Annotated in this window: 15 protein-coding genes and 1 pseudogene; 10 read left to right on the top strand and 6 right to left on the bottom strand. The window is 47.4% G+C overall.

From position 1 onward, the window contains the following. Position 1: 1 nt before the first annotated feature. Positions 2-742 carry an NUDIX hydrolase gene (locus tag NQ564_RS03360; RefSeq protein ID WP_036608734.1) on the bottom strand — a complete coding sequence of 247 codons (741 nt, stop codon included), beginning with the start codon at positions 740-742 and terminating at the stop codon, positions 2-4. Between the two features lie 227 nt (positions 743-969). Between NQ564_RS03360 and NQ564_RS03355 the strand changes: the two genes are divergently transcribed. Beyond that, complete coding sequence (locus tag NQ564_RS03355) at positions 970-2,790, top strand: TrkH family potassium uptake protein (RefSeq protein WP_087375386.1); 1,821 nt, start codon at positions 970-972, stop codon at positions 2,788-2,790. A gap of 15 nt (positions 2,791-2,805) precedes the next feature. Then, the gene (locus tag NQ564_RS03350) at positions 2,806-3,492 is read left to right on the top strand and encodes a potassium channel family protein (RefSeq protein WP_008147377.1); all 687 of its coding nucleotides are present in this window, start codon (positions 2,806-2,808) and stop codon (positions 3,490-3,492) included. Positions 3,493-3,499: 7 nt separating this feature from the next. Here NQ564_RS03350 and NQ564_RS03345 read toward each other — a convergent pair whose 3' ends face one another. Further along, positions 3,500-4,777 carry a hemolysin family protein gene (locus NQ564_RS03345; RefSeq protein WP_227963214.1) on the bottom strand — a complete coding sequence of 426 codons (1,278 nt, stop codon included), beginning with the start codon at positions 4,775-4,777 and terminating at the stop codon, positions 3,500-3,502. A gap of 203 nt (positions 4,778-4,980) precedes the next feature. After that, on the bottom strand, positions 4,981-5,286 hold the full coding sequence (locus tag NQ564_RS03340; RefSeq protein ID WP_008153548.1) for a hypothetical protein: 306 nt from the start codon (positions 5,284-5,286) through the stop codon (positions 4,981-4,983). A 289-nt stretch (positions 5,287-5,575) separates the two neighbouring features. On the opposite strand from NQ564_RS03340, the pseudogene NQ564_RS03335 reads away from it, so the two are divergent. Continuing rightward, positions 5,576-6,004, top strand: a pseudogene (locus NQ564_RS03335) (HIT family protein). Between the two features lie 208 nt (positions 6,005-6,212). Here the strand turns inward: NQ564_RS03335 and NQ564_RS03330 are convergent. The 3 genes from NQ564_RS03330 to NQ564_RS03320 form a co-directional block, all read right to left on the bottom strand. Then, positions 6,213-7,154: a sugar phosphate isomerase/epimerase family protein gene (locus NQ564_RS03330; protein WP_008147370.1), complete on the bottom strand. Its 942-nt coding sequence runs from the start codon at positions 7,152-7,154 to the stop codon at positions 6,213-6,215. Positions 7,155-7,230: 76 nt separating this feature from the next. Continuing rightward, complete coding sequence (locus NQ564_RS03325) at positions 7,231-7,911, bottom strand: ABC transporter ATP-binding protein (protein WP_008147368.1); 681 nt, start codon at positions 7,909-7,911, stop codon at positions 7,231-7,233. A gap of 26 nt (positions 7,912-7,937) precedes the next feature. After that, complete coding sequence (locus NQ564_RS03320; RefSeq protein WP_039848054.1) at positions 7,938-10,313, bottom strand: ABC transporter permease; 2,376 nt, start codon at positions 10,311-10,313, stop codon at positions 7,938-7,940. Between the two features lie 630 nt (positions 10,314-10,943). On the opposite strand from NQ564_RS03320, the gene pbpC reads away from it, so the two are divergent. The 7 genes from pbpC (at position 10,944) to NQ564_RS03285 (ending at position 21,416) form a co-directional block, all read left to right on the top strand. After that, positions 10,944-13,283: a penicillin-binding protein 1C gene (pbpC, locus tag NQ564_RS03315; protein ID WP_008147363.1), complete on the top strand. Its 2,340-nt coding sequence runs from the start codon at positions 10,944-10,946 to the stop codon at positions 13,281-13,283. 73 nt (positions 13,284-13,356) lie between these two features. Then, positions 13,357-16,149 (top strand): alpha-L-rhamnosidase, encoded by a 2,793-nt coding sequence (locus tag NQ564_RS03310; RefSeq protein ID WP_129649767.1) that lies wholly within the window; start codon positions 13,357-13,359, stop codon positions 16,147-16,149. 144 nt (positions 16,150-16,293) lie between these two features. Continuing rightward, positions 16,294-16,527: a 4Fe-4S dicluster domain-containing protein gene (locus tag NQ564_RS03305; protein ID WP_005635283.1), complete on the top strand. Its 234-nt coding sequence runs from the start codon at positions 16,294-16,296 to the stop codon at positions 16,525-16,527. An 8-nt stretch (positions 16,528-16,535) separates the two neighbouring features. Further along, positions 16,536-17,621: a 3-methyl-2-oxobutanoate dehydrogenase subunit VorB gene (locus NQ564_RS03300; protein ID WP_008147359.1), complete on the top strand. Its 1,086-nt coding sequence runs from the start codon at positions 16,536-16,538 to the stop codon at positions 17,619-17,621. 226 nt (positions 17,622-17,847) lie between these two features. Then, positions 17,848-18,612 carry a thiamine pyrophosphate-dependent enzyme gene (locus NQ564_RS03295; protein WP_008147357.1) on the top strand — a complete coding sequence of 255 codons (765 nt, stop codon included), beginning with the start codon at positions 17,848-17,850 and terminating at the stop codon, positions 18,610-18,612. A gap of 25 nt (positions 18,613-18,637) precedes the next feature. Next, the gene (locus NQ564_RS03290) at positions 18,638-19,186 is read left to right on the top strand and encodes a 2-oxoacid:acceptor oxidoreductase family protein (protein ID WP_008147356.1); all 549 of its coding nucleotides are present in this window, start codon (positions 18,638-18,640) and stop codon (positions 19,184-19,186) included. Between the two features lie 118 nt (positions 19,187-19,304). Continuing rightward, a complete protein-coding gene (locus NQ564_RS03285) occupies positions 19,305-21,416 on the top strand; it encodes a putative porin (protein WP_008147355.1) in 2,112 nt (703 codons plus the stop codon).

The following is a 21,416-nucleotide window of genomic DNA, read 5'->3' as shown; positions in this document are numbered from 1 at the left end:
ATTATATCTTATTAAACTTCGAATGTAACTTGTTATACTTTACCTTGTCGAATCGATAATAACGGGCCGCCCGGTGGTTCACACCCGTTTCCACCTCATCCGTCTGTACGACATATTCCATCGCCGTCATCTTTTTATGGAAGTTGCGTACATCTATCGTCTTATTATAAATGATCTCGAAAATGCGCCGCAACTGATAGGCTGTAAACTTTGACGGAAGATAATCGAAAACGATACCCGGTTCGACATCCACCCACCGACGTATCTCCTCGCCGGCAGCTTCAACAATCTCCTTATGGTCAAATGGCAGATGTGGCAATTCATTGACAGGTGCCCAGATAAGAGTATCGGACATCTCTCCCATCGTCATTTTCTTCCCAAACTTACACAACGCCAGATAAGCGACCGTCACGATCCGTGTGATTTTCATCTTGGAAGCATTTTCCAGCCATTGCACATCCTCTTTATTCTTGGTACGGGCAGGAGACCCGAAACTGCGGAACTGTTTCAGGGCAACACGTTTAAGACCTGTCGCTTCGTTTAAGACCCGGTAAGCGGCCGTATCCAGATCTTCACTCTCATAAATCAGGCTTCCCGGCAATTTGTAGTGTTTCTCGTTACTACCGGCAACTTGTCTTTCGACAAGCAACACACACAATTTATCTTCGTTTGTCCCAAGCAATACGCAATCGACCGAAACGTGTGGATAAAACATTTCACGCTTATTTTTCAGTGTTTCCATAATATCACAATAAAGATTCTCCGCAAATATAAGGTTAAAAACGACATACGGCATAATGTAATTTGAACAATATCTATTTAAAAGGATAAAAAGCTCGTTATTTAACATACATTACCACTCAAAGAAAAAGGAACTGCGCCGAACCTGAATTTTAATGCGATTATCCAAAAAGGGAAGATACTTCTAACATTTATTTAATACATTTGTTATTTTAAAAAAGACGCACTATGGATATCAAACATCTACAGTTCTCATTCCGAATGTACTGGGCGAATATGAAGGGTTTGCTAAATATGGCGGCCGAAGGGATCATACTTGTTGCCTCACTCGCCTCCCTTTTCATCCTGGTCTATCAGTTCGGATTCAAATATTCGGCCCATGTCACCCATATGCTGGAAGCCAGCCGGGTTTATCTCCTGCTGGCTTTCTTTACGGGAATATCGCTCCGGTATATTTTAAAATTCAAAGAGATCATACAAGAGAAGATGCTATACCTGGATATCGGCATTTATTTTTTCCTCTTTGCCGTACTATCAGGCAAAGTATTCTTCAAAGAAGCTATCCATCAGTCGTTGCCTTACCTCAGTTTCCTCACGGAACCACTGTTCGTCTATTTCCTCCTGCTGTTGCTGAGCGCCATCCATTTGTCACGTCAGACATTCACACTGTTGCAAAGCCATATCAAGCCGTCCCTCCTGTTCCTGCTGAGCTTCGTGTTTGTCATTCTTGTCGGTTCGGGACTGCTGATGTTGCCAAACGCCACAATACACGGGATTCATTTCGTAGACGCCCTGTTCATCTCGACCACCTCCGTCTGCGTGACCGGACTGACAACAGTCGACGTAGCAACGACCTTCACACATACGGGACATATCATCATCATGTTCCTTATCCAGATCGGCGGTATAGGAGTCATGACTTTCACCAGCTTTTTCGCCCTTTCTTTCATGGGGCATTCATCTTTCACCAGCAAGCTCGTACTGAAAGACATGTTGAACGAAGACCGGGTGAACGGACTGTTCCGGGTGATCCTTAATATCCTGTTCGTGACACTGTTTATCGAAGGCGTAGGGGCCTATCTGATTTATTTGGACATAAAAGGGGCTTTGCCGGGAGGCACACAGGAAGAAGTGTTCTATGCTGTGTTTCATGCCGTTTCAGCTTTCTGTAATGCAGGAATCTCGACTCTGAGTGGAAACATGTATGATCCGCTGGTCGCCCAAAAGTACAACCTGCATGTCTGGATCGCCCTGCTCATCGTATTCGGCGGGTTAGGTTTCCCGATCGTCTTCAACTACCTGAAGTTGTTACGACATCTGCTTGTCAATACATTCAAGATCGTGATCGGACAGCAGAAGCATTATATCCATACTCCCCGAATTATCAATATCAACACATACATCGTAGTGATCAGTACGTTGGTACTGCTTTCCGGCGGTACCTTTTTCTACTATTTGCTGGAAATGGACAATACACTCGCCGGATTGCCATTCAGGGGACAGCTTGCCAATGCATTCCTAGGAGCCGTCACCCCGCGTACGGCCGGATTCTGCGTTGCGGATATGGGGACGCTGACTACCGGAACACTCATGCTGACACTGATCCTGATGATAATAGGTGCCGCTCCCATGTCTACCGGCGGCGGCTTGAAAGTAACGACCGTCTGTGTCGCCCTGCTGACCGCACACAACGCCGCCCGCGGAAAAGAGAATGTGGAAATCCGCAAACGTGAAATATCACCGGAAACCATACGCAGGGCTTTCGCCACAATCGTTTTCTATTTCTGCTGGCTGGGATTGGCCGTCTGGGTACTGTCCATTACCGAAAAAGACGTATCGGTCTTCACCTTAACCTTCGAGGTCGTGTCGGCACTCAGCACGGTAGGGTTAAGTTTGAATTTCAGCCCGTTGCTGAGTATTTCGGGAAAACTGGTCATCATCTTCACCATGTTGGTCGGGCGTATCGGTATACTGACTTTCTTTATCAGTTTCTACAAGGAATACAAAAAGAAGAATTACACCTATCCACAGGAAAATATATTAATGTAACAAAAAGAATACAATATGAAATATTTAGTAATCGGATTAGGAAACCTGGGACGTGCCATCGCCGAAAGCCTGACACGTATCGGAAATGAAGTGATCGGCGTAGATATCAACCCGCACAAGATCGAAGCGGTCAAACACACCATATCCGGAGCAATCAGCCTCGACACGACAGACAAGGACGCCTTGAACACACTACCTCTGAACGAGATGGATGCCATCTTCGTCACCTTCGGCAAAGATTTCGGTACCTCCATACAGACTGTTGCCTTGCTAAAAAACTTAGATGTAAACAAACTGATCGTACGGGGGATTTCTCCCATCCACGAGGCAGTGATCCGCTCGATCGGCGTTGCGGAGATCATTACTCCGGAAGATGATTTTGCCGGTATGTATGCATCCCAAGCTTTACTTGGAGAACTCTTCAAACAATGGTACAGGGTGACGAATACACACCATCTCTACAAGATAAAAGCACCTACCACCTTTGTTGGACAGACCCTACAGACCATAGACATAGAAGAGAATTTCGGAGTGCGCCTTGTCGGTATCGAACGTCCCAAAACAGAACGCAACCTGATCGGATTAAAACAAACCCAATACTCCGTCATCGACAAAATCACCGGAGACCTGAGAGTCGAAGAGGGTGATCTGCTCATCCTCTTCGGCAAGATGGAAGTGTTGCACAGGCTGGCAGAGATCTGACTCCGGTTTATTCTTTCTGAGGTATCTTAGAGACCAAAACCTTATCTATACGAGCACCGTCCATATCGACGATCTCGAATTCGAAGTTCAGCCAGCTCAATTTCTCACCGGTCTTCGGAACCCGTTCCAAAATCTCCAAGATCAGACCGCTGAGTGTATTATAGTCATGCTCGGCATACAAATCTTCCATGTCGAAATATTCAAGGAAATCATAGAAGCTGTATTGTCCGTCCACCAGCCAGGTTCCGTCAGACCGCTCGACAACCTCGGCCTCTTCACCCACATCGGGAACCTGCCCGATCAGACCTTCCATAATATCCTTTAGGGTAACAATCCCCTGGATACCTCCAAACTCGTCCGTAACGATACCATATTTCACACGTGCCTGCTTAAACTGTTCCAATGCATTATACACACTCTGGTTTTCCGGCATAAACTCTGCCGGACGAATCACCTGGGACAAAGAGAAATCTGGCTCATCGATACGTCCGAACAGGTCTTTCAAATAAACAACACCTTTGATATCGTCAAACTTTCCGGCGGCAACCGGATAGATGTTGAAAAGATTTTCCTGGACTTTCTCACGTATCTGCTCGATACTGTCCGTCAAGTCCAGCCATACAAGCTCGCTGCGGTGTGTCATAATAGATCCGACATTACGGTCGCCCAAGTTAAACACGCGTTCCACGATATCCTGTTCGACCTCCTGCACTTCGCCGACATCAAAGCCTTCTTTGACAATCGCCTTGATCTCCTCCTCCGTCACCCTGTTTTCCTCAGTCGCATCAGTTCCGATCAGTTTAACGGTCAACGCCGTACTCTTGGATAACAGCCATACGAAAGGCGAAGCGATCAGCGAGAGGATATTCATCGGCTTGGCAACCAACATCGACACCCGCTCCGCATAGCCCATACCGATACGTTTGGGGACCAACTCACCCATAATCAGTGTCAGATAAGTGACGATCACAACAATTGTGGTTTTGGAAACAACCAATGCATAAGGTTCCAGAAAAGGAATGCGGCGGACATGCTCGGCCAGGTCATAGGCAAAAGCCTCACCCGAATATAAACCGGTCAAAATACCGATAAGCGTAATCCCGATCTGGATAGTTGAAAGAAACCGGTCCGGTTCGTTTGCCAGCTTCAAAGCTGTTTTGGCAGATTTGGTACCACGTTTTGCTTCTACTTCGAGGCGCGCCTTACGTGCCGACACCAAAGCAATTTCCGACATAGAAAGAAGGCCATTCAATAAGATAAGACCAATAATTATAAATATTTCCATTTGCTATATACACAGCGATTGATTAGGGAGGCGAAGATATGAATTATTCGAACTCTCACATCTAACAAGATGAAAATAAATCTAATTAATATATAAAAAAAGCCATTCTATCTTCGCAGACAGAACGGCTTTATGTGTCGATAAGTTTTACTAACCCTTATTAAGGTTTTATTAGAAAAACAGTATCGGGAGATAGATACATTTTATTCGATTACCTCGCCCTGTTCATTCAGAACAACCATCTGTTCCTTCTGATCTTTGTCGACAAGGACGACTTTGTACTTCTTGGCACCGTCGGCACCGGCAACATAGGCTTCCTTCACCGTACTGCCTTCGTAAGATTTGGCAATTGCATCCTGTACGACCTGGGGAAGTTCCTTCACCTCGATTTTCACGAAATCATCCTGCATTACGTTTTCAACTGATGTTTGCACTGCCGATGCCTGTACACTTTGTGATGCGAATGCCACACATGCTGCTACTGCTACCATTAAAACAATCTTTTTCATGACTCTAACAATTTAAAAATTAATACCTAAGTGATTACTAAAACCTTCATTCAATCTGATTAGACCAGTACAAGGATCGTACCACAGCAGCGTGCCAAAAACTTGGCAAAGTATTCCAGAGCTTACAAAATAAGGGGTAAAAAACAGTATATCGCCGGATACCAGACCGTAAAACAGGGGAAAAGATGTAGAAGCCCGTGTATTTTTTCTACAATAAATGTGGCATACTTCTCCCAATCTCCATTTTAATTGTTAATTTAGCAACATCATTAATGAAATCTAATAAAATATGAATTTAAGTGATCCTAAAGATTGTCTGTATTGCCAGAACAATCAGACTTTACACGAGCTGATGATCGAAATCGCTCCTCTCTCGGTATCCAGACTGTTCCTGTTCAAAGAACAAACGTATCACGGGCGTTGCCTGGTTGCCTACAAAGACCATGTACACGACTTGAACATGCTCAGCGACGAAGAACGGAATGCATTTATGGCCGATGTCGTACGGGTGACCCGCGCGATGCAGAAAGTATTCAATCCGCAAAAGATCAACTACGGTGCTTATTAGGATAAACTGTCGCACCTTCATTTCCACTTGGCTCCGAAATATGAAGGAGGCCCTGACTTCGGCGGAACATTCACCATGAACCCGCAAAAAGTCTACTTGACGGACATGGAATACCAGGATATGGTTGAAAAGATCAAAGAGGCGTTATAAGGTAGACACAGAAGTTGTAAAAGTGGACGCGGAAGATTTCCAGACATAACATATAGGAAGGTGTGTCAAAATCTCCTTGTCCCCGTACTTGATGCGGGGTCGCAAAAGGACAGACTTTTATAGGGCTGGTTTTAATGCGATCCCGCGTCAAGCGCGGGAACAGGATAGTTTCGACACACCTCTACTCTATTAATGCTTCTGCGTCTACTTACTTTACAAACGAAGATTTCAGCAGATAATCGGCACTTTTTTTCACGCCTTCGAACTGGTGTCCACTGCCTGTACCTTCCATTTCTACGAAATAGTCTTTATGGCCATTTGCATAGAAATGTTTAAATATCTGCTCGAAATTCATCATACCGGAATCACCCAAGACATAACGGTCTTTGATATGGAGCACTTTGATACGATCTGCATATTTCTTGATATACTCAACCGGGTCCTGCTGGCCCATAACGGCCCAATAAACATCCATCTCAAAGAAAACCAAAGACGGGTCGGTATTCGCCAGGAAGATGTCATACACTTTTTCGCCTTTGTTATGGCGTCCGAACTTCATTTCCGTGCCACCGGAAACTACCTTGGCAAACTCCATGTCGTGGTTATGGTAACCGAACGGTATACCTGCTGCCTTCACGATCTTTCCGGCTTCGTTAAAGACTTCACACACAAATTTTGTTTCTTCCACGTTACGGGTACTGGGCTGACCGGGCTGAACCAGATATTTCACACCTAACTTGGCATGGTCATCAGCCGTCTTTTTCCAGAATTCCTTTATCGTATTCAGATTTTCTTTCGTGTATTCGCGAACAGGAGGATTCACATGCGAACTCAGGATTTTAATACCGGCATCATCCGCCATCTTCTTAAAGTCCATCAATTCGATATCACGGATCTTACCCTTACCATAACCGGCAAGTTCAATGGTCTGATACCCCATCTTTTTCAGTTTCTTCATTCCTCCCGGAACATCCTTGTATAGCTCGCCACCTAAAGAATAGATTTGTAAACCGATATTCTTAGCTGCCGTCGCTTCGAAAACAGCAGATGTCGCAGGCTGTGCTGCAACGGCATTCCCTACTTTACCGGCCATCAGGCCCCCCAACGTAAACAGGGACGCATTTCTCAAAAAGTTTCTTCTATTGATCATGGTCTATTAAATTTAGATTGCTCCAAAGGTATGATTTTATTCTGAAAGTTATTTCATTTTCGTCCAAAAACCTACATCAAATGAACTCGTTCACTGACGAAACGATGCTACCGTCGAACAGGTTGATGATCCGGTGGGCAAAACTGGCATCGTGCTTGGAGTGGGTCACCATGACGATAGTGGTACCTTCCCGGTTCAGCTCGGTAAGCAATTGCATCACTTCCGCGCCGTTTTTAGAGTCCAGGTTACCGGTCGGCTCATCGGCGAGGATGATCTTCGGATTCGAAACGACGGCGCGGGCAATGGCCACACGTTGTTGCTGACCTCCGGAAAGCTGCTGTGGGAAATGGCCCGCACGGTGACTGATATTCATCCGTTTCAGGATGTCGTTCACCATCTGCTTACGTTCGCCGGCTTTTACTTTGAGATAGGTAAGCGGGAGTTCCACGTTCTCGAACACGTTCAGTTCGTCGATCAGGTTGAAACTCTGGAATACGAAACCGATATTGCCTTTGCGAACCTGCGTACGTTCCTTCTCTTTGAGATGCCCGACTTCCTTGTCTGCCAGGTAATAGTCGCCCGACGTCGGATTATCCAGTAATCCTAATATGTTCAGCAATGTAGACTTGCCACATCCGGAAGGCCCCATGATAGCCACGAATTCGCCATCTTTCACTTCCAGGGAAACATTATTCAATGCAATCGTCTCTACCTCTTCCGTACGGAAAAACTTACTTAAACCTTCGATCTTTATCATGACTTTTTGAATTATGATTTTTGATTTTATTCTGATTTTATGTTTTTTACCGGATTTTCGTTCGCAACATGCCAGTTCTGGTATGTCACCGTCAGAAACGTGATCATGCCTATGGCGAGGAATGCCAACGGCAATACCCACCAATACATCGGCGTACGGTAGGCGAAATTCTCCAACCAACGGTGAACTCCGTACCAGGCGACCGGAGCTCCAAGAACAAAACATATCAACAAAATCCAGAAGTAGCTCACATTAAACATATACAAGACCTCTCCCGTTGTCGATCCCAACACCTTGCGCACGGCGATCTCTTTCCTCTTGTATTCGCTCTCGAACACAACCAGGCCGAACACTCCCACAATAGAGATAAAGATGGCGACAAGGCTGAACAACGTGATCAAAGAGCCGATCTTCAATTCCTTTTCGTAAGTATGCTGCAAAACTTCGTCATAGAAACGGATCACAAAAGGAAACTCCGAATCGAACTTTTTCAGCGATTCGCGTACGTGCTCCATCCCAGCACGAAGATCACTTCCAGCCTTAAACTTCACATAGGCGGCATTATAATAATTGCCTTCCTGTCCCCATTGATATTTCCCCCAAAGATAGAAAGCCATCGGAGTGACCTCCTGACGGAAAGAGGCAAACTTGATATCCGGGATAAAACCGATGATCTCGTCACCGTCGATCTGTTCGTTCAACTTCAATTCTAACTGAGCTTTTGCTTTTTCGTTGAATATATAGCAACCCGTCTCCTTCTGATCATCTTCCGGACGGAAATCACGGCCTTCCTTGACCTCTATACCCATCACTTTCAGGAAAGAAGAAGAAACAGGAAGACACTGGAAGTTTATATTCTTTCCATTATAGTCACGCCCCCATCCCATATATTGATCCTGGCTCGAAAGCAGGAATTGGGAATAGGTCACGTCCTCCACGCCGGAGAACGATTTCAACTGGTTCGTGAAAGCGTCCCGGTCTTTATTGATCTTATTGTTCAAATGTACGATAATCATTTCTTCCTTGTCGTAGCCTAACGGCGCATTTTGCATATACCGGTTTTGCAAGTACATGAACAAAGAACCGATAATCAAAATGAAAGAAGCCACAAACTGGATTCCCACTAACACGCTTCTCATCCGGCGTCCGGCAAGCGAGAGACCGAAGCTCCCTTTCAACACCAATGCCGGAGGGAAAGAGGTGACATAATAGGAAGGATAAAGGCCGGCCAATACACCTACGATCACAGCGATCACAGCTGTGCCGGCTATGATCATCGGCTGAGCCCCGAACGAGATGTCAGCATCCACCAGGGAAGCAACCGGTGTTTTTGGTATTACATATAAGAAAAGAAGGGAAAGCAGATAAGCAAACGTACTGACGCCAACCGCCTCCACCAACAAGCTTCCACGCAACATACGATCGGAACTACCCAACACCTTCTGCGTATTGATACTCTTGATACGCATAGGAGTCAATGCCGTGCTGAAATTGGTAAAATTGATACCAGCGATAATAATGATGACAAAAGCGATGGAGAAAAGTACAAGCAACGTCTGGCGACTCGCTTTCGGCATCGAATCGAAATCCACGTTATTCAAGAAATGGACATCAGGCAAAGAGGTCAGGCGAAGGTCGAAACTCTCCTCACCTCCCCATTCAAACTCATTGCCAAAAGCTTCTTTTGCATTAAAATTACTTTTGAAATTATCCAGGACATTCTCCTTATTGGCCGGATCATCGAGACGGACGAAGAAAAAATAATTCCAGTTTCCCCAGTTATCATAGTTTTCCTTCGGATTCATAGCCACATATATTACATTTTGTAAAGCCGAATTACGTGGAAAATCCTTATATACGCCTTTTATGATTTGTGCATTCATCTCAACGTTGGGAGCAATAAGTTGTTTGCCGACAGCCGTTTCATTCCCGAAAATTTTCTTTGCCATACTTTCCGGAAGAATCACGCTACCCGGTTCGTCCAAAGCTTGGGCGGTCCCTTCAAGCATATCAAAATGGATCACGTCCAAAAGGCCGGGAGTCACCTCCCAAGCATTTTCCCGATAGCCCGTCCGCTGCCCGTTCTGTTCGACATAGAAGAAAGGGCTACCCACCCAGGCGTTCAAAAGACATCCGCCTTTTATATGGGGAGACGATTCGGTAAATGCCCGTGCGAACGGACGGCAGATAATAGCCTGCGATCCTTTGCTTCCATGTACGATATCTACCCGGAAGATAGCATCGGCATTCCGATGGCTGCAGTCGAACGTATAATCGTAATTCACCTGCATCATAATGAGCATAAACGCCACAAATGCAATGCTCAACCCCAGTACATTCAAAACTGAAGCTGCCTTAAACCGACGGAGCACACTAAAGAAATTCCGCAAAATCGTTTTCATATTCAATTGTTATTTATTTACTTTTAAGACTGTCTATAACTTGAACCACCGCAACGAGCCAAAAAAGTTGTGTAACAAAGCCCTCATCATCCTACAGTTTTATCTCTTCATTTTAAAAGCAAAAATCATGCCACACAAATTAAACATCAATAAATCAGCAACATAAAGACAAACAAAAACAGCAGCAGTGTCAAAAAATTAGACACTGCTGTCCATTTATTGGACACTTTATCCGACTATCACACCATCATCAAGAGGTTTCAAAAAGCAGCGTTGAAATTATTAAAATAAACAATAAGTCCCCCAAAAACGCCATTAGCATCCAATCCACTATATAGCAACTACTTAAACAAACACACTGTTTCTTAAAAAATATTACCCTTGCAGGAAATTTGAATTATATGGGGTAGAAAATCAAAATAGACGGGATAGTAGTTTCGATTTAGACCAATGTATATTTTTCAATCAATACAATAAGATCCCAAAAGACAAGAAGTCCCAATAAAAAAGAAAAAAGAATACGTTCCGGATACCAATTTTGATTTTTACCTAAAAGAATAATCTGATTCTACCGGAATCCGCTATCTTCGTATATTAAACTCATTTTTCAACAAAATCGAGAAAAAGGCTATGTTTTTTCTATTTCTCATAAAGCTGCTGATAGGAACGGTCCTCTATCTAACCGGTCCCCGGACACTCTTTCCGGAAGCCTGCTCCACCCTGCTCTATTCTTCCGACGGACAGCTGTTAGGGGCACGGATCGCACCTGACGGCCAATGGCGTTTCCCTCCGGCTGACACCCTTCCCGACAAGTTCGTGACTTGCCTGCTGACCTATGAAGACAAACGCTTCTATCAACATCCGGGGGTAGATCCGACCGCCATCGCCCGGGCCATGCGGACCAACCTCAGCCGAGGCAAGATCGTCAGTGGAGGAAGCACGATCACCATGCAGTTAGCACGGATCGCACGGGGTAACCGAAACCGTACCCTGTATGAAAAAATGATCGAAACCGGCTACGCCCTCCTTTTAGAAACAGCCTGTGACAAGCATGAAATCTTGAACCTCTATGCCTCGCACGCCCCGTTCGGAGGGAACGTCGTTGGCATCGAGACAGCAGCCTGGCGTTATTTCGGGCGAAGCGCCGCCGACCTCTCGTGGGCCGAAAGTGCCACACTTGCCGTCCTGCCCAACTCGCCCGCCCTGATCCATCCCGGACGCAACCGGGCACGGCTGAAAACCAAACGCGACAAGCTCCTGACCGTTTTAAAAGAAAAAGGGATATTGGACGAAACCGAATACGAACTATCACTCCTCGAACCCCTTCCCGAAGCGCCTATTCCTCTGCCCGACGAAGCACCCCACCTGCTCGAACGGTTGGCGGCCGACGCTCCGGGAACACGTATCACGACCTCTGTCAACCGGATGTTGCAACGGCAGGCACAAGAGATCGTGAACCGCTACGCTCGAGACTACGCCTCCAACCACATCCATAACCTGGCCGCCCTTATCGCCAATGCCGAAACGGGCGAAGTGCTTGCTTATGCGGGAAACGTCACCTTCAAGGCCGATGCCCGCAAAGGGAACCAAGTCGACATCATCACTTCACCACGTAGCACGGGCAGCATCCTGAAACCCTTTCTCTATGCTGCCATGCTGCACGACGGACAACTGCTCCCCGGTACGCTCGTCCCGGACGTGCCCCTGAACCTGAACGGTTTCTCCCCGCAAAATTACAACAAGACTTTCTACGGGGCGGTCCCGGCGCACCGGGCGATTGAACGTTCGCTCAACGTTCCGCTGGTAAGGATGCTTTCGACCTACAATACGGGGCGGTTCATGTCACTGCTTAAAAAGATGGGAATGACTACGCTACGCTTTTCCGAAGAACATTACGGGGCTTCATTAATCTTAGGAGGTGCGGAAGGGACATTATGGGACCTCACCGGCATGTATGCTTCCTTGGCACGTACACTCGCACATTACCGGATTTACAACGGGCGATATAACCCGGCGGATATTCATCCGCTCACCCCTTTTCCGGCCTCTCCGACCGATCCGGTCCGATCCGTCACGGACAAAAGGCTTACGGACAAGCCACTCCTTTCCGCCGCTTCCATCTGGTTCACTTTCGAAGCGATGTCGGCGCTGAACCGCCCCGAAGAGGAAGCAGACTGGCAACAGTTCGGTTCCATGAAGCAAGTGGCCTGGAAAACAGGGACGAGCTATGGCGGACGAGACGCCTGGGCGATCGGGACGACTCCTCGCTATACGGTGGGTGTATGGGTGGGAAACGCTTCAGGAGAAGGCCGGCCGGGACTGACTGGTGTAGGAAATGCCGCTCCCGTCCTGTTCGACTTGTTCTCTCTTCTTCCGGGGAGCGGCTGGTTCGACATGCCTTACGACGAACTTCTCCCGACGGCAGTCTGCCACCTCAGCGGACACAAGGCCTCCGCGATCTGCAACCGGGTAGACACGCTCTATATGCCTCGCTCTGCCGACAAAACGGAAGTCTGCCCCTACCACCGGCTTGTCCATCTTTCAGAGGACGGCCGTTTCCGGGTGAACAGTTCATGCGAGTCGGTCGACCGGATGATCGCATATCCGTGGTTCGTACTGCCTCCTTCCGAAGAATATTATTACCGGAACTATCATATCGACTACGTGCCCCTACCACCTGTGAAACCGGGATGCGGAGAGGACCGGAACCGGCAAATCGAACTGATCTATCCGGAACCGGGCGCTATCCTCTACCTCCCGAAAGGTTTCTCCGACAAACGGGAGCAATTCGTGTTCAAAGCCGCCCATGCCCGCCCGGATGCCATCCTTTATTGGCATCTCGACGAAACCTATATCGGCGAAACGACGGACCACCACCAGATCAGCAGTTCCGCTTCCCCTGGCAAACACCGCCTGACATTAATCGACAACCAGGGCAATCGAAAGACAATTTCGTTCGAAGTGAAATAATCCATTTTTGGGCACATTATTCCTAATTTACTAAAAACATTGTATCTTTAACCCTGAAAAAGCAACATCCATTATGGACATCATCCCCCATTTCAAGCATATCCTGACCGTTGCCGGGATCTACTTGACAACCGCAATACCGGTTTTCTCGCAATCGTGGCCGGAGATCACGATCGAATCGTGTCCTGCAACCCGCTGGTGGTGGCTAGGGAGCGCAGTAGACACGGCGAACCTGACTTATAACCTGGAAACCTATGCCCAAGCAGGGTTAGGCGGTGTCGAAATCACCCCAATCTATGGTGTACAGGGAAATGACACACACGAAATACCGTTCCTATCTCCCACCTGGATGCGGATGTTACAGCACACCTGTTCCGAATGCAAACGTCTCGGAATGGAAACGGACATGAACGCAGGAACCGGCTGGCCTTTCGGTGGCCCGATGATCTCCTTAGAGAATGCAGCAACCAAAGCGATCTTCCAGGAATATACGGCCCAAGAGGGAGAAAGACTTCGGATCGCGATCGAAGTGGAGGACCCGAAACAACGGGGTGTCGCCAGTCTGAACCGTCTGATGGCCTTTTCAGATAAGGGAAAACGGATCGACATCACATCAAAAGTGAAAAACAACTGGCTCGACTGGACGGCTCCTCCAGGAAACTGGCGCCTGATCGCTTTATTCTGCGGGAAAACATTCCAACAAGTGAAACGGGCGGCTCCCGGCGGGAAAGGTTATGTAATGGATCATTTTTCCGGAAAAGCCGTCAAGCAGTATTTCGCGACTTTCGAACAGGCTTTCCGGGAAAACAAGGTTCCCTATCCGCACACCTTTTTCAACGACTCGTATGAAGTGTACGGAGCCGACTGGACACCCAGCTTGCTTACCGAATTCGCCCACAGGCGTGGATACCGACTGGAAAACTACCTGCCGGAATTTCTCAATCCCGTTCGGACAGATACGACCGCCCGCATCCTCTCTGACTATCGGGAAACACTGGCGGAACTTTTACTGGAAAACTTCACCCGCCAATGGACGGAATGGGCGCACCGGGGTGGAAGCCTCACCCGTAACCAGGCACATGGTTCGCCAGGCAACCTAATCGACTTGTACGCCACGGTCGATATCCCCGAATGCGAAGGGTTCGGCCTCTCTCAGTTTCATATTGAAGGATTACGCCAGGATTCGCTAACACGCAAGAACGACTCTGACCTGTCGATGCTCAAGTATGCCTCCTCGGCGGCCCATATAGCCGGTAAGCAATATACCTCCTCGGAGACATTCACTTGGCTGACCGAACATTTCCGTACGTCGCTATCACAATGCAAACCGGATATGGACCTGATGTTCGTATCGGGTGTCAACCACATGTTTTTACACGGCACTCCCTATTCTCCCCGCGAGGCGGAATGGCCCGGCTGGCTGTTCTACGCGTCCGTCAACATGTCGCCGACAAACAGCATATGGAAAGATGCCCCCGCTTTTTTCGATTATATCACCCGTTGCCAGTCGTTTTTACAGATGGGGAAACCGGACAATGACTTCCTGGTCTATTTGCCGATATACGACATGTGGCAGGAAGCAAGCGAACGCTTCTTGGCTTTCGATATTCACAAAATGCAACAGCGGGCTCCCCTGTTTATCCGTGCCATACACACCATTTACAATAGTGGATATGATGTCGATTACATCTCCGACAATTTTATCCGGAGTACTGGTATCAAAAACGGAAAATTGGTGACTTCGGGCGGCTCCTCATACAAGGCACTGGTCATTCCTGCCGTTCGTTATATGCCGGCCGATATTCTGAGCCATCTGGTACAATTAGCAAAAGAAGGGGCCACGATCGTCTTCATCGGGAACTATCCGGAAGATGTACCCGGCTTCGGAGATCTGGATGAAAGAAGAAAGCGCTTTCGCCGGGCATGGGAGAAGCTACCAGCAACCGCCTCTTTCGACGAAACCGAAACGAACAGCCTGCAAAAGGGACGGATCATCACCGGTTCCGACTATTCTCTTGCTTTGCAAGCTTGCGGTGTCGCACGGGAAGAGATGAAAACCCGATTCGGCCTGCAATGCATCCGTCGCTCGAATGCGACCGGATACCATTACTTTATCGCCTCTTTGCAGAAAAAAGGGGTCGACGGCTGGATTCCACTGGGTGTTCAGGCCAATGCCGCCATCCTTTTCGATCCGATGACGAAGGAGCGAGGCGCCGCACGCATCCGCCGGCAGAAAGGAAAAACAGAGGTTTACCTGCAAATACCATCCGGAGGATCGCTTATCTTGCAGACTTTCACCGAAAAGACACCCGATTGCCCGGCCTGGAATTATATACATGAACAGCCTCTCAGCATCGGTCTGGACCATGGCTGGACTTTAAGCTTTCCTGAAAGCGAACCGGCCATTCCGGAGACATTCATGATAGACCATCCTGTCTCCTGGACCACGCTCGATCATCCGGACGCACGACGAAACATGGCGACCGGACGGTATAGCCTGACGTTCAGACTACCCGAAATGACAGCCGACGACTGGATACTGGACCTGGGGGATGTACGGGAAAGTGCACGTGTCTACATCAACGGCCAATCGGTAGGAACAGTCTGGGCAGTTCCTTTCCGCTTGAAAGTCGGAAAATATCTGGAGCCGGGAGTCAACAGGATCGATGTGGATGTGACCAACCTGCCCGCAAACAGGATTGCCGATTACGACCGGAGAAAAACAACATGGCGAATTTTCAAGGAGATCAACATGGTCGACCTGAATTATCAGCAGAAACAATACGACAAATGGGAGCCGATGCCATCAGGACTTAACAGTCCCGTCCGCCTGATTCCCGTCGCCACAAAACAGGTGTCGCCTTGACTCGTGGCGATTCTAAAAGGCTGCCGGAAGTAACAACTTCATACTAATTAAAGTAAAAAAGATTCTTTCTGTAAAGTTTTTACTACCTTTGGCAGTCGCAAATGAGATAGTTAGTGTTACATTAGTTTTTAAATATAATAAATTATGGCGAAGATAAAAGGAGCTGTTGTTGTAAACACAGAGCGATGCAAGGGATGTAACCTTTGCGTAGTAGCCTGCCCGTCGGATGTACTCGAATTGCACCCGCGTGAAGTAAACAACAAGGGATACCATTATGTGTACATGAAAAACCCCGATGATTGTATCGGCTGTGCAAGTTGCGGGTTAGTTTGTCCGGACGGTTGTTTAACCATCTACAAGAAGAGAATTGACAATTAAATAAAGGTATGGCAGAAGAAATAAAATTAATGAAGGGTAACGAAGCTATCGCCCATGCGGCTATTCGCTACGGTGTTGACGGCTACTTCGGCTACCCGATCACTCCGCAGTCGGAGATACTCGAGACCCTGATGGCCGAAATGCCATGGGAAACAACCGGAATGGTCGTATTACAGGCTGAAAGTGAAGTGGCAGCCATCAATATGGTATATGGAGGTGCAGGTACAGGTAAACGCGTGATGACTTCCTCGTCCAGCCCCGGTGTCAGTCTGAAGCAAGAAGGTATATCTTATATAGCAGGGGCCGAACTGCCCTGTCTGATTGTAAACGTGATGCGTGGAGGCCCCGGCCTGGGGACAATCCAGCCCAGCCAGGCCGACTATTTCCAGACAGTCAAAGGCGGCGGACACGGCGACTATCGCCTGATCACACTCGCCCCTTCTTCCGTGCAGGAAATGGCGGACTTCGTCGGATTGGGTTTCGAACTCGCTTTCAAGTACAGTAATCCTGCTATTATCCTGGCAGACGGCATCATCGGCCAGATGATGGAAAAAGTGGTATTACCTCCTTTCCATACGCGCCGTACAGAAGAAGAAATCATAGCCGAATGCCCATGGGCCACACAAGGAAAGACAGCCGGCCGTAAACCGAATGTCATTACTTCACTGGAACTGGACCCGGCAAAGATGGAAGAAAACAACATCCGCTTCCAGGCTAAATATCGGAAGATCGAAGAAAATGAAGTCCGCTACGAAGAGTTCCAGTGCGAGGATGCCGAATATCTGCTGATCGCATTCGGTTCTTCCGCCCGTATCTGCCAGAAAGTGGTAGAAATAGCACGTGCGGAAGACATCAAGCTCGGTCTGCTCCGTCCCATCACATTGTGGCCGTTCCCGACGAAAGTAATCGCTGCTTATGCTGAGAAAGTAAAGGGTATGCTTTCCGTCGAACTGAACGCCGGACAGATGGTCGAAGACGTACGTCTGGCCGTAAACGGCAAAGTAAAGGTTGAACATTTCGGCCGTCTCGGAGGGATCGTATTCACGCCGGATGAAGTACTGAATGCGCTGAAAGAATTAATAATCAAGAATTAAAATCCTTTAGCCGACTGGCCTTATTTTTTAATTTTTAATCATGATTCGCGGAAGTAAAATTGACACGATATTGACCTGGTTATTCATGGTTTTGGCAGTGGCAGCAGTAATTTGCTACTTTGCCTTCCCTGAAAACCGACTGCCATTCCTGTATTGCGGTGGCGCGGCGATCTGTTTCCGCTTGGTTCAGTATCTGATGAGATTTATTAGCTAAATTATTACAAACATGGAAATTAACGAAATAATAAAACCGGAAAACCTGGTATATGGAAAACCTGGGTTGATGAATGAAAATCCCATGCACTACTGTCCCGGTTGCAGCCACGGCGTGATACACAAGCTGATTGCCGAAGTGATCGCCGAGATGGGTATGGAAGATAAAACAATCGGCATCTCTCCTGTCGGATGCGCCGTATTTGCCTATAATTATCTGGATATCGACTGGATCGAAGCGGCTCATGGACGTGCACCTGCTATCGCGACAGCCGTTAAGCGACTGAATCCGGGCAAGATGGTATTCACTTATCAGGGTGACGGCGACTTGGCTGCCATCGGTACCGCTGAAACAATCCATGCAGCCAACCGCGGAGAAAATATTGTGATCGTATTTGTTAACAATGCTATCTATGGTATGACAGGCGGTCAGATGGCTCCTACCACACTGGAAGGAATGCCGACGGCAACCTGCCCTTACGGCCGTAACATCGCCCTAAACGGTTATCCGTTGAAAATCGGCGATCTGCTTGCACAACTGGAAGGGACTTGCCTGGTCACCCGTCAGAGCGTACAGACTGCCGCAGCCGTCCGCAAAGCAAAAAAGATGCTCCGCAAAGCATTCGAAAACTCGATGGCCGGCAAAGGTACTTCAATTGTCGAATTCGTTTCCACCTGTTCATCCGGTTGGAAAATGACACCTGAGAAAGCAAACAAATGGATGGAAGAGAATATGTTCCCGTTCTATCCGTTAGGAGATCTCAAGAATAAAGAATAATAAGTAATTATTAATTTTTGAAGCAATGAAGCAAGAAATTATAATAGCAGGTTTCGGTGGACAAGGGGTTTTGTCAATGGGTAAGATCTTGGCTTATTCCGGCCTGATGGAAGGGAAGGAAGTCAGTTGGATGCCTTCTTACGGCCCTGAACAACGTGGTGGAACAGCCAACGTAACCGTTATCCTGAGTGACGACCGCATCAGCTCTCCCGTATTGAACGAATATGATATTGCTATCATCCTGAACCAGCCTTCCATGGACAAGTTTGAAAACAAGGTGAAAAAAGGCGGTATCATTATTTATGACGGATACGGAATCCATACACCGGTGAAACGGACCGATGTCAGTGTATATCGCGTAGATGCGATGGACGCAGCTACCGAAATGAAAAACGAGAAAGCATTCAATATGCTGATCCTCGGCGGACTGCTGAAAATCGTCCCGATGGTGAAACTGGAAAACGTATTGTTAGGCTTGAAGAAATCCCTGCCCGAACGCCACCACAAGCTCATCCCGATGAACGAGGCGGCTATCAAGAAGGGTATGGAGATTATTACCAAAGTGCAAATGTAATAATGTGCCAATAGGCCAATGAGTCAATGTGCCAATTAATATTGTGGAAGCCTTATTAGGAGTTTTCTTTAATTGGCACATTACCTAAATTGGCACATTATTACTATCTTTGCCCCTCATGAAGCATAGCTTATACATATTATTACTCTTGATAATATCCGCTTCGGCTCTGCATGCGCAACGCCGACCAGGTGGAGACCGGAAAGGATTCTCGCTCGGGAACCTATCCAAAGCCAATCAGGAAGTTCCTGACAGCCTGCTGATTCCAGACAGCTCAGCAACAAACAACAGACGCATCACGGCCTACCGGCTTACTCCTCTATTGGGTGATCCTTATATTGCTCCATTGGACACGCATAAATTGAATTTCGCCAACAGTACACTGGTGGAAGCCGAATCACTGGCAGTCGGCTACCTGGCCAATACGGGATCACCGGCACAAACCCGTATCTTTTCCGAACGCAAGGAACCGCGCGATTTCCTGTTTGCCGATGCTTACGATTATTATATAACGGACCCTCAGAACGCACAGTATTACAATACAAAAATCCCTTACACAAACGTAATGTACACGACTATGGGGGGAAGTGAAAGCAAAAACGAACGATTGAAAGGCACACTAACCATGAACTTCGGCCCTAAGATCAACGTTGGTGGCGATTTGGACTATATCTACAGTCGCGGATATTACAAGAATAACGGCAATAAACTGTTGAGCTATCGTCTTTTCGGCAGTTACAAGTCGGATCGTTACGAAGCGCATGCCTATCTGAGCAACTTCAACTTCATAAATTACGAAAACGGAGGATTGGCCAACGACTCGGTTATCACCAACCCGGACCAATATTTTGCCGGCGAGAGAAACCAGGATGACCCGAAAGCATTCAACACGCGTTATCCAGTCAAAGCATGGAACCGTGTACGTGGCAAACAATATTTCCTCAGCCACCACTATAACCTCGGATTCGAGCGCGAGCTGGAAGAGGAAGTGGACACGTTGGGAAATCCCGTGAAAGTATTTATCCCCGTATCCAGTATCATTCATACACTGGAATATCAGGACAACCGTCGCCGTTTCCGCTCGGAAGCAGACGAGAATCTAAACGAATGTTATCTGACTCCGGATGGATACCCACGTGTATTCGGTTTGGAAAACGGTACGGGTGTCGACGACCGTACTTCCTATTGGAATCTGCGTAATACGTTCGGGCTCTCCCTCCGCGAAGGTTTTCAGGACTGGGCCAAGTTCGGCATCACCGCCTTTGCTACGTTCGACAAGCGCAAATTCCAGTTGCCGGCCCAAATACCGGGACTGTCTTACGACCCTGAATATGGAAGCGGGTTAGATGCATCTCCTTCCACCATCGAATTTCCGGTGACACAAGTATATGACGAATTCTCAACATATATTGGAGCCGAAATCTCCAAGCGTCGAGGAAATATCTTGACTTACAACGCCCGTGGAGAACTTTGCGTCGTAGGTGACGATATCGGAGAATTTCGGGCAACGGGAAACCTGCAAACCAAATTCAAGCTATTTAAAAAAGACGCGACGATCAGTGCGGAAGGATACATTAAGAATGTCACTCCTTCATTCTATATGCGTCATTTCCATTCCCGCTATTTCTGGTGGGATAACCGGGATATGAACATGATCCAGCAAATCTATGCCGGAGCCAAGATCAATTTGGAGTCCACACGGACACAGTTGTCTGCCGGGATCGAAAGCATACAGAACTATGTATTCTTCAACAAAAAAGGAATGCCGGAACAGAAAAGTGGAAATCTGCAAGTGATAAATGCCCGCATCAAACAAGATGTCATGTACCGCGCTTTCGGATGGGAAAACGAAGTAGCCTATCAGCTGAGCAGCGACAAAAGCGTACTCCCTTTGCCTCAAATCAGCCTATATACCAATATGTATCTGAAATTTAAGGTAGCAAAGGTATTGATGGTACAATTGGGTGCCAATATGTATTATAACACATCTTACTACGCCCCGTATTACGAACCGGCTACACAGCAGTTCCAGATACAGGATGAAGTGAAGGTCGGAAATTACCCGCTAGTCAATGCTTATGTCAATTTCCATCTGAAACAGGCTCGTTTCTTTGTGATGGGCTATAACCTGGGTTCCAAGTTCGTCAATCCGAACTACTTCTCGCTGGCGCATTATCCGCTGGATCCGTTCGTCCTGAAAATGGGCGTCGCTGTCACATTCAACAACTGA

The organism is Parabacteroides johnsonii DSM 18315, assembly GCF_025151045.1.
Taxonomy (GTDB): domain Bacteria; phylum Bacteroidota; class Bacteroidia; order Bacteroidales; family Tannerellaceae; genus Parabacteroides; species Parabacteroides johnsonii.
Note: the sequence above shows the minus strand (reverse complement) of the source record. Positions and strands in the feature narration are given on the sequence as shown.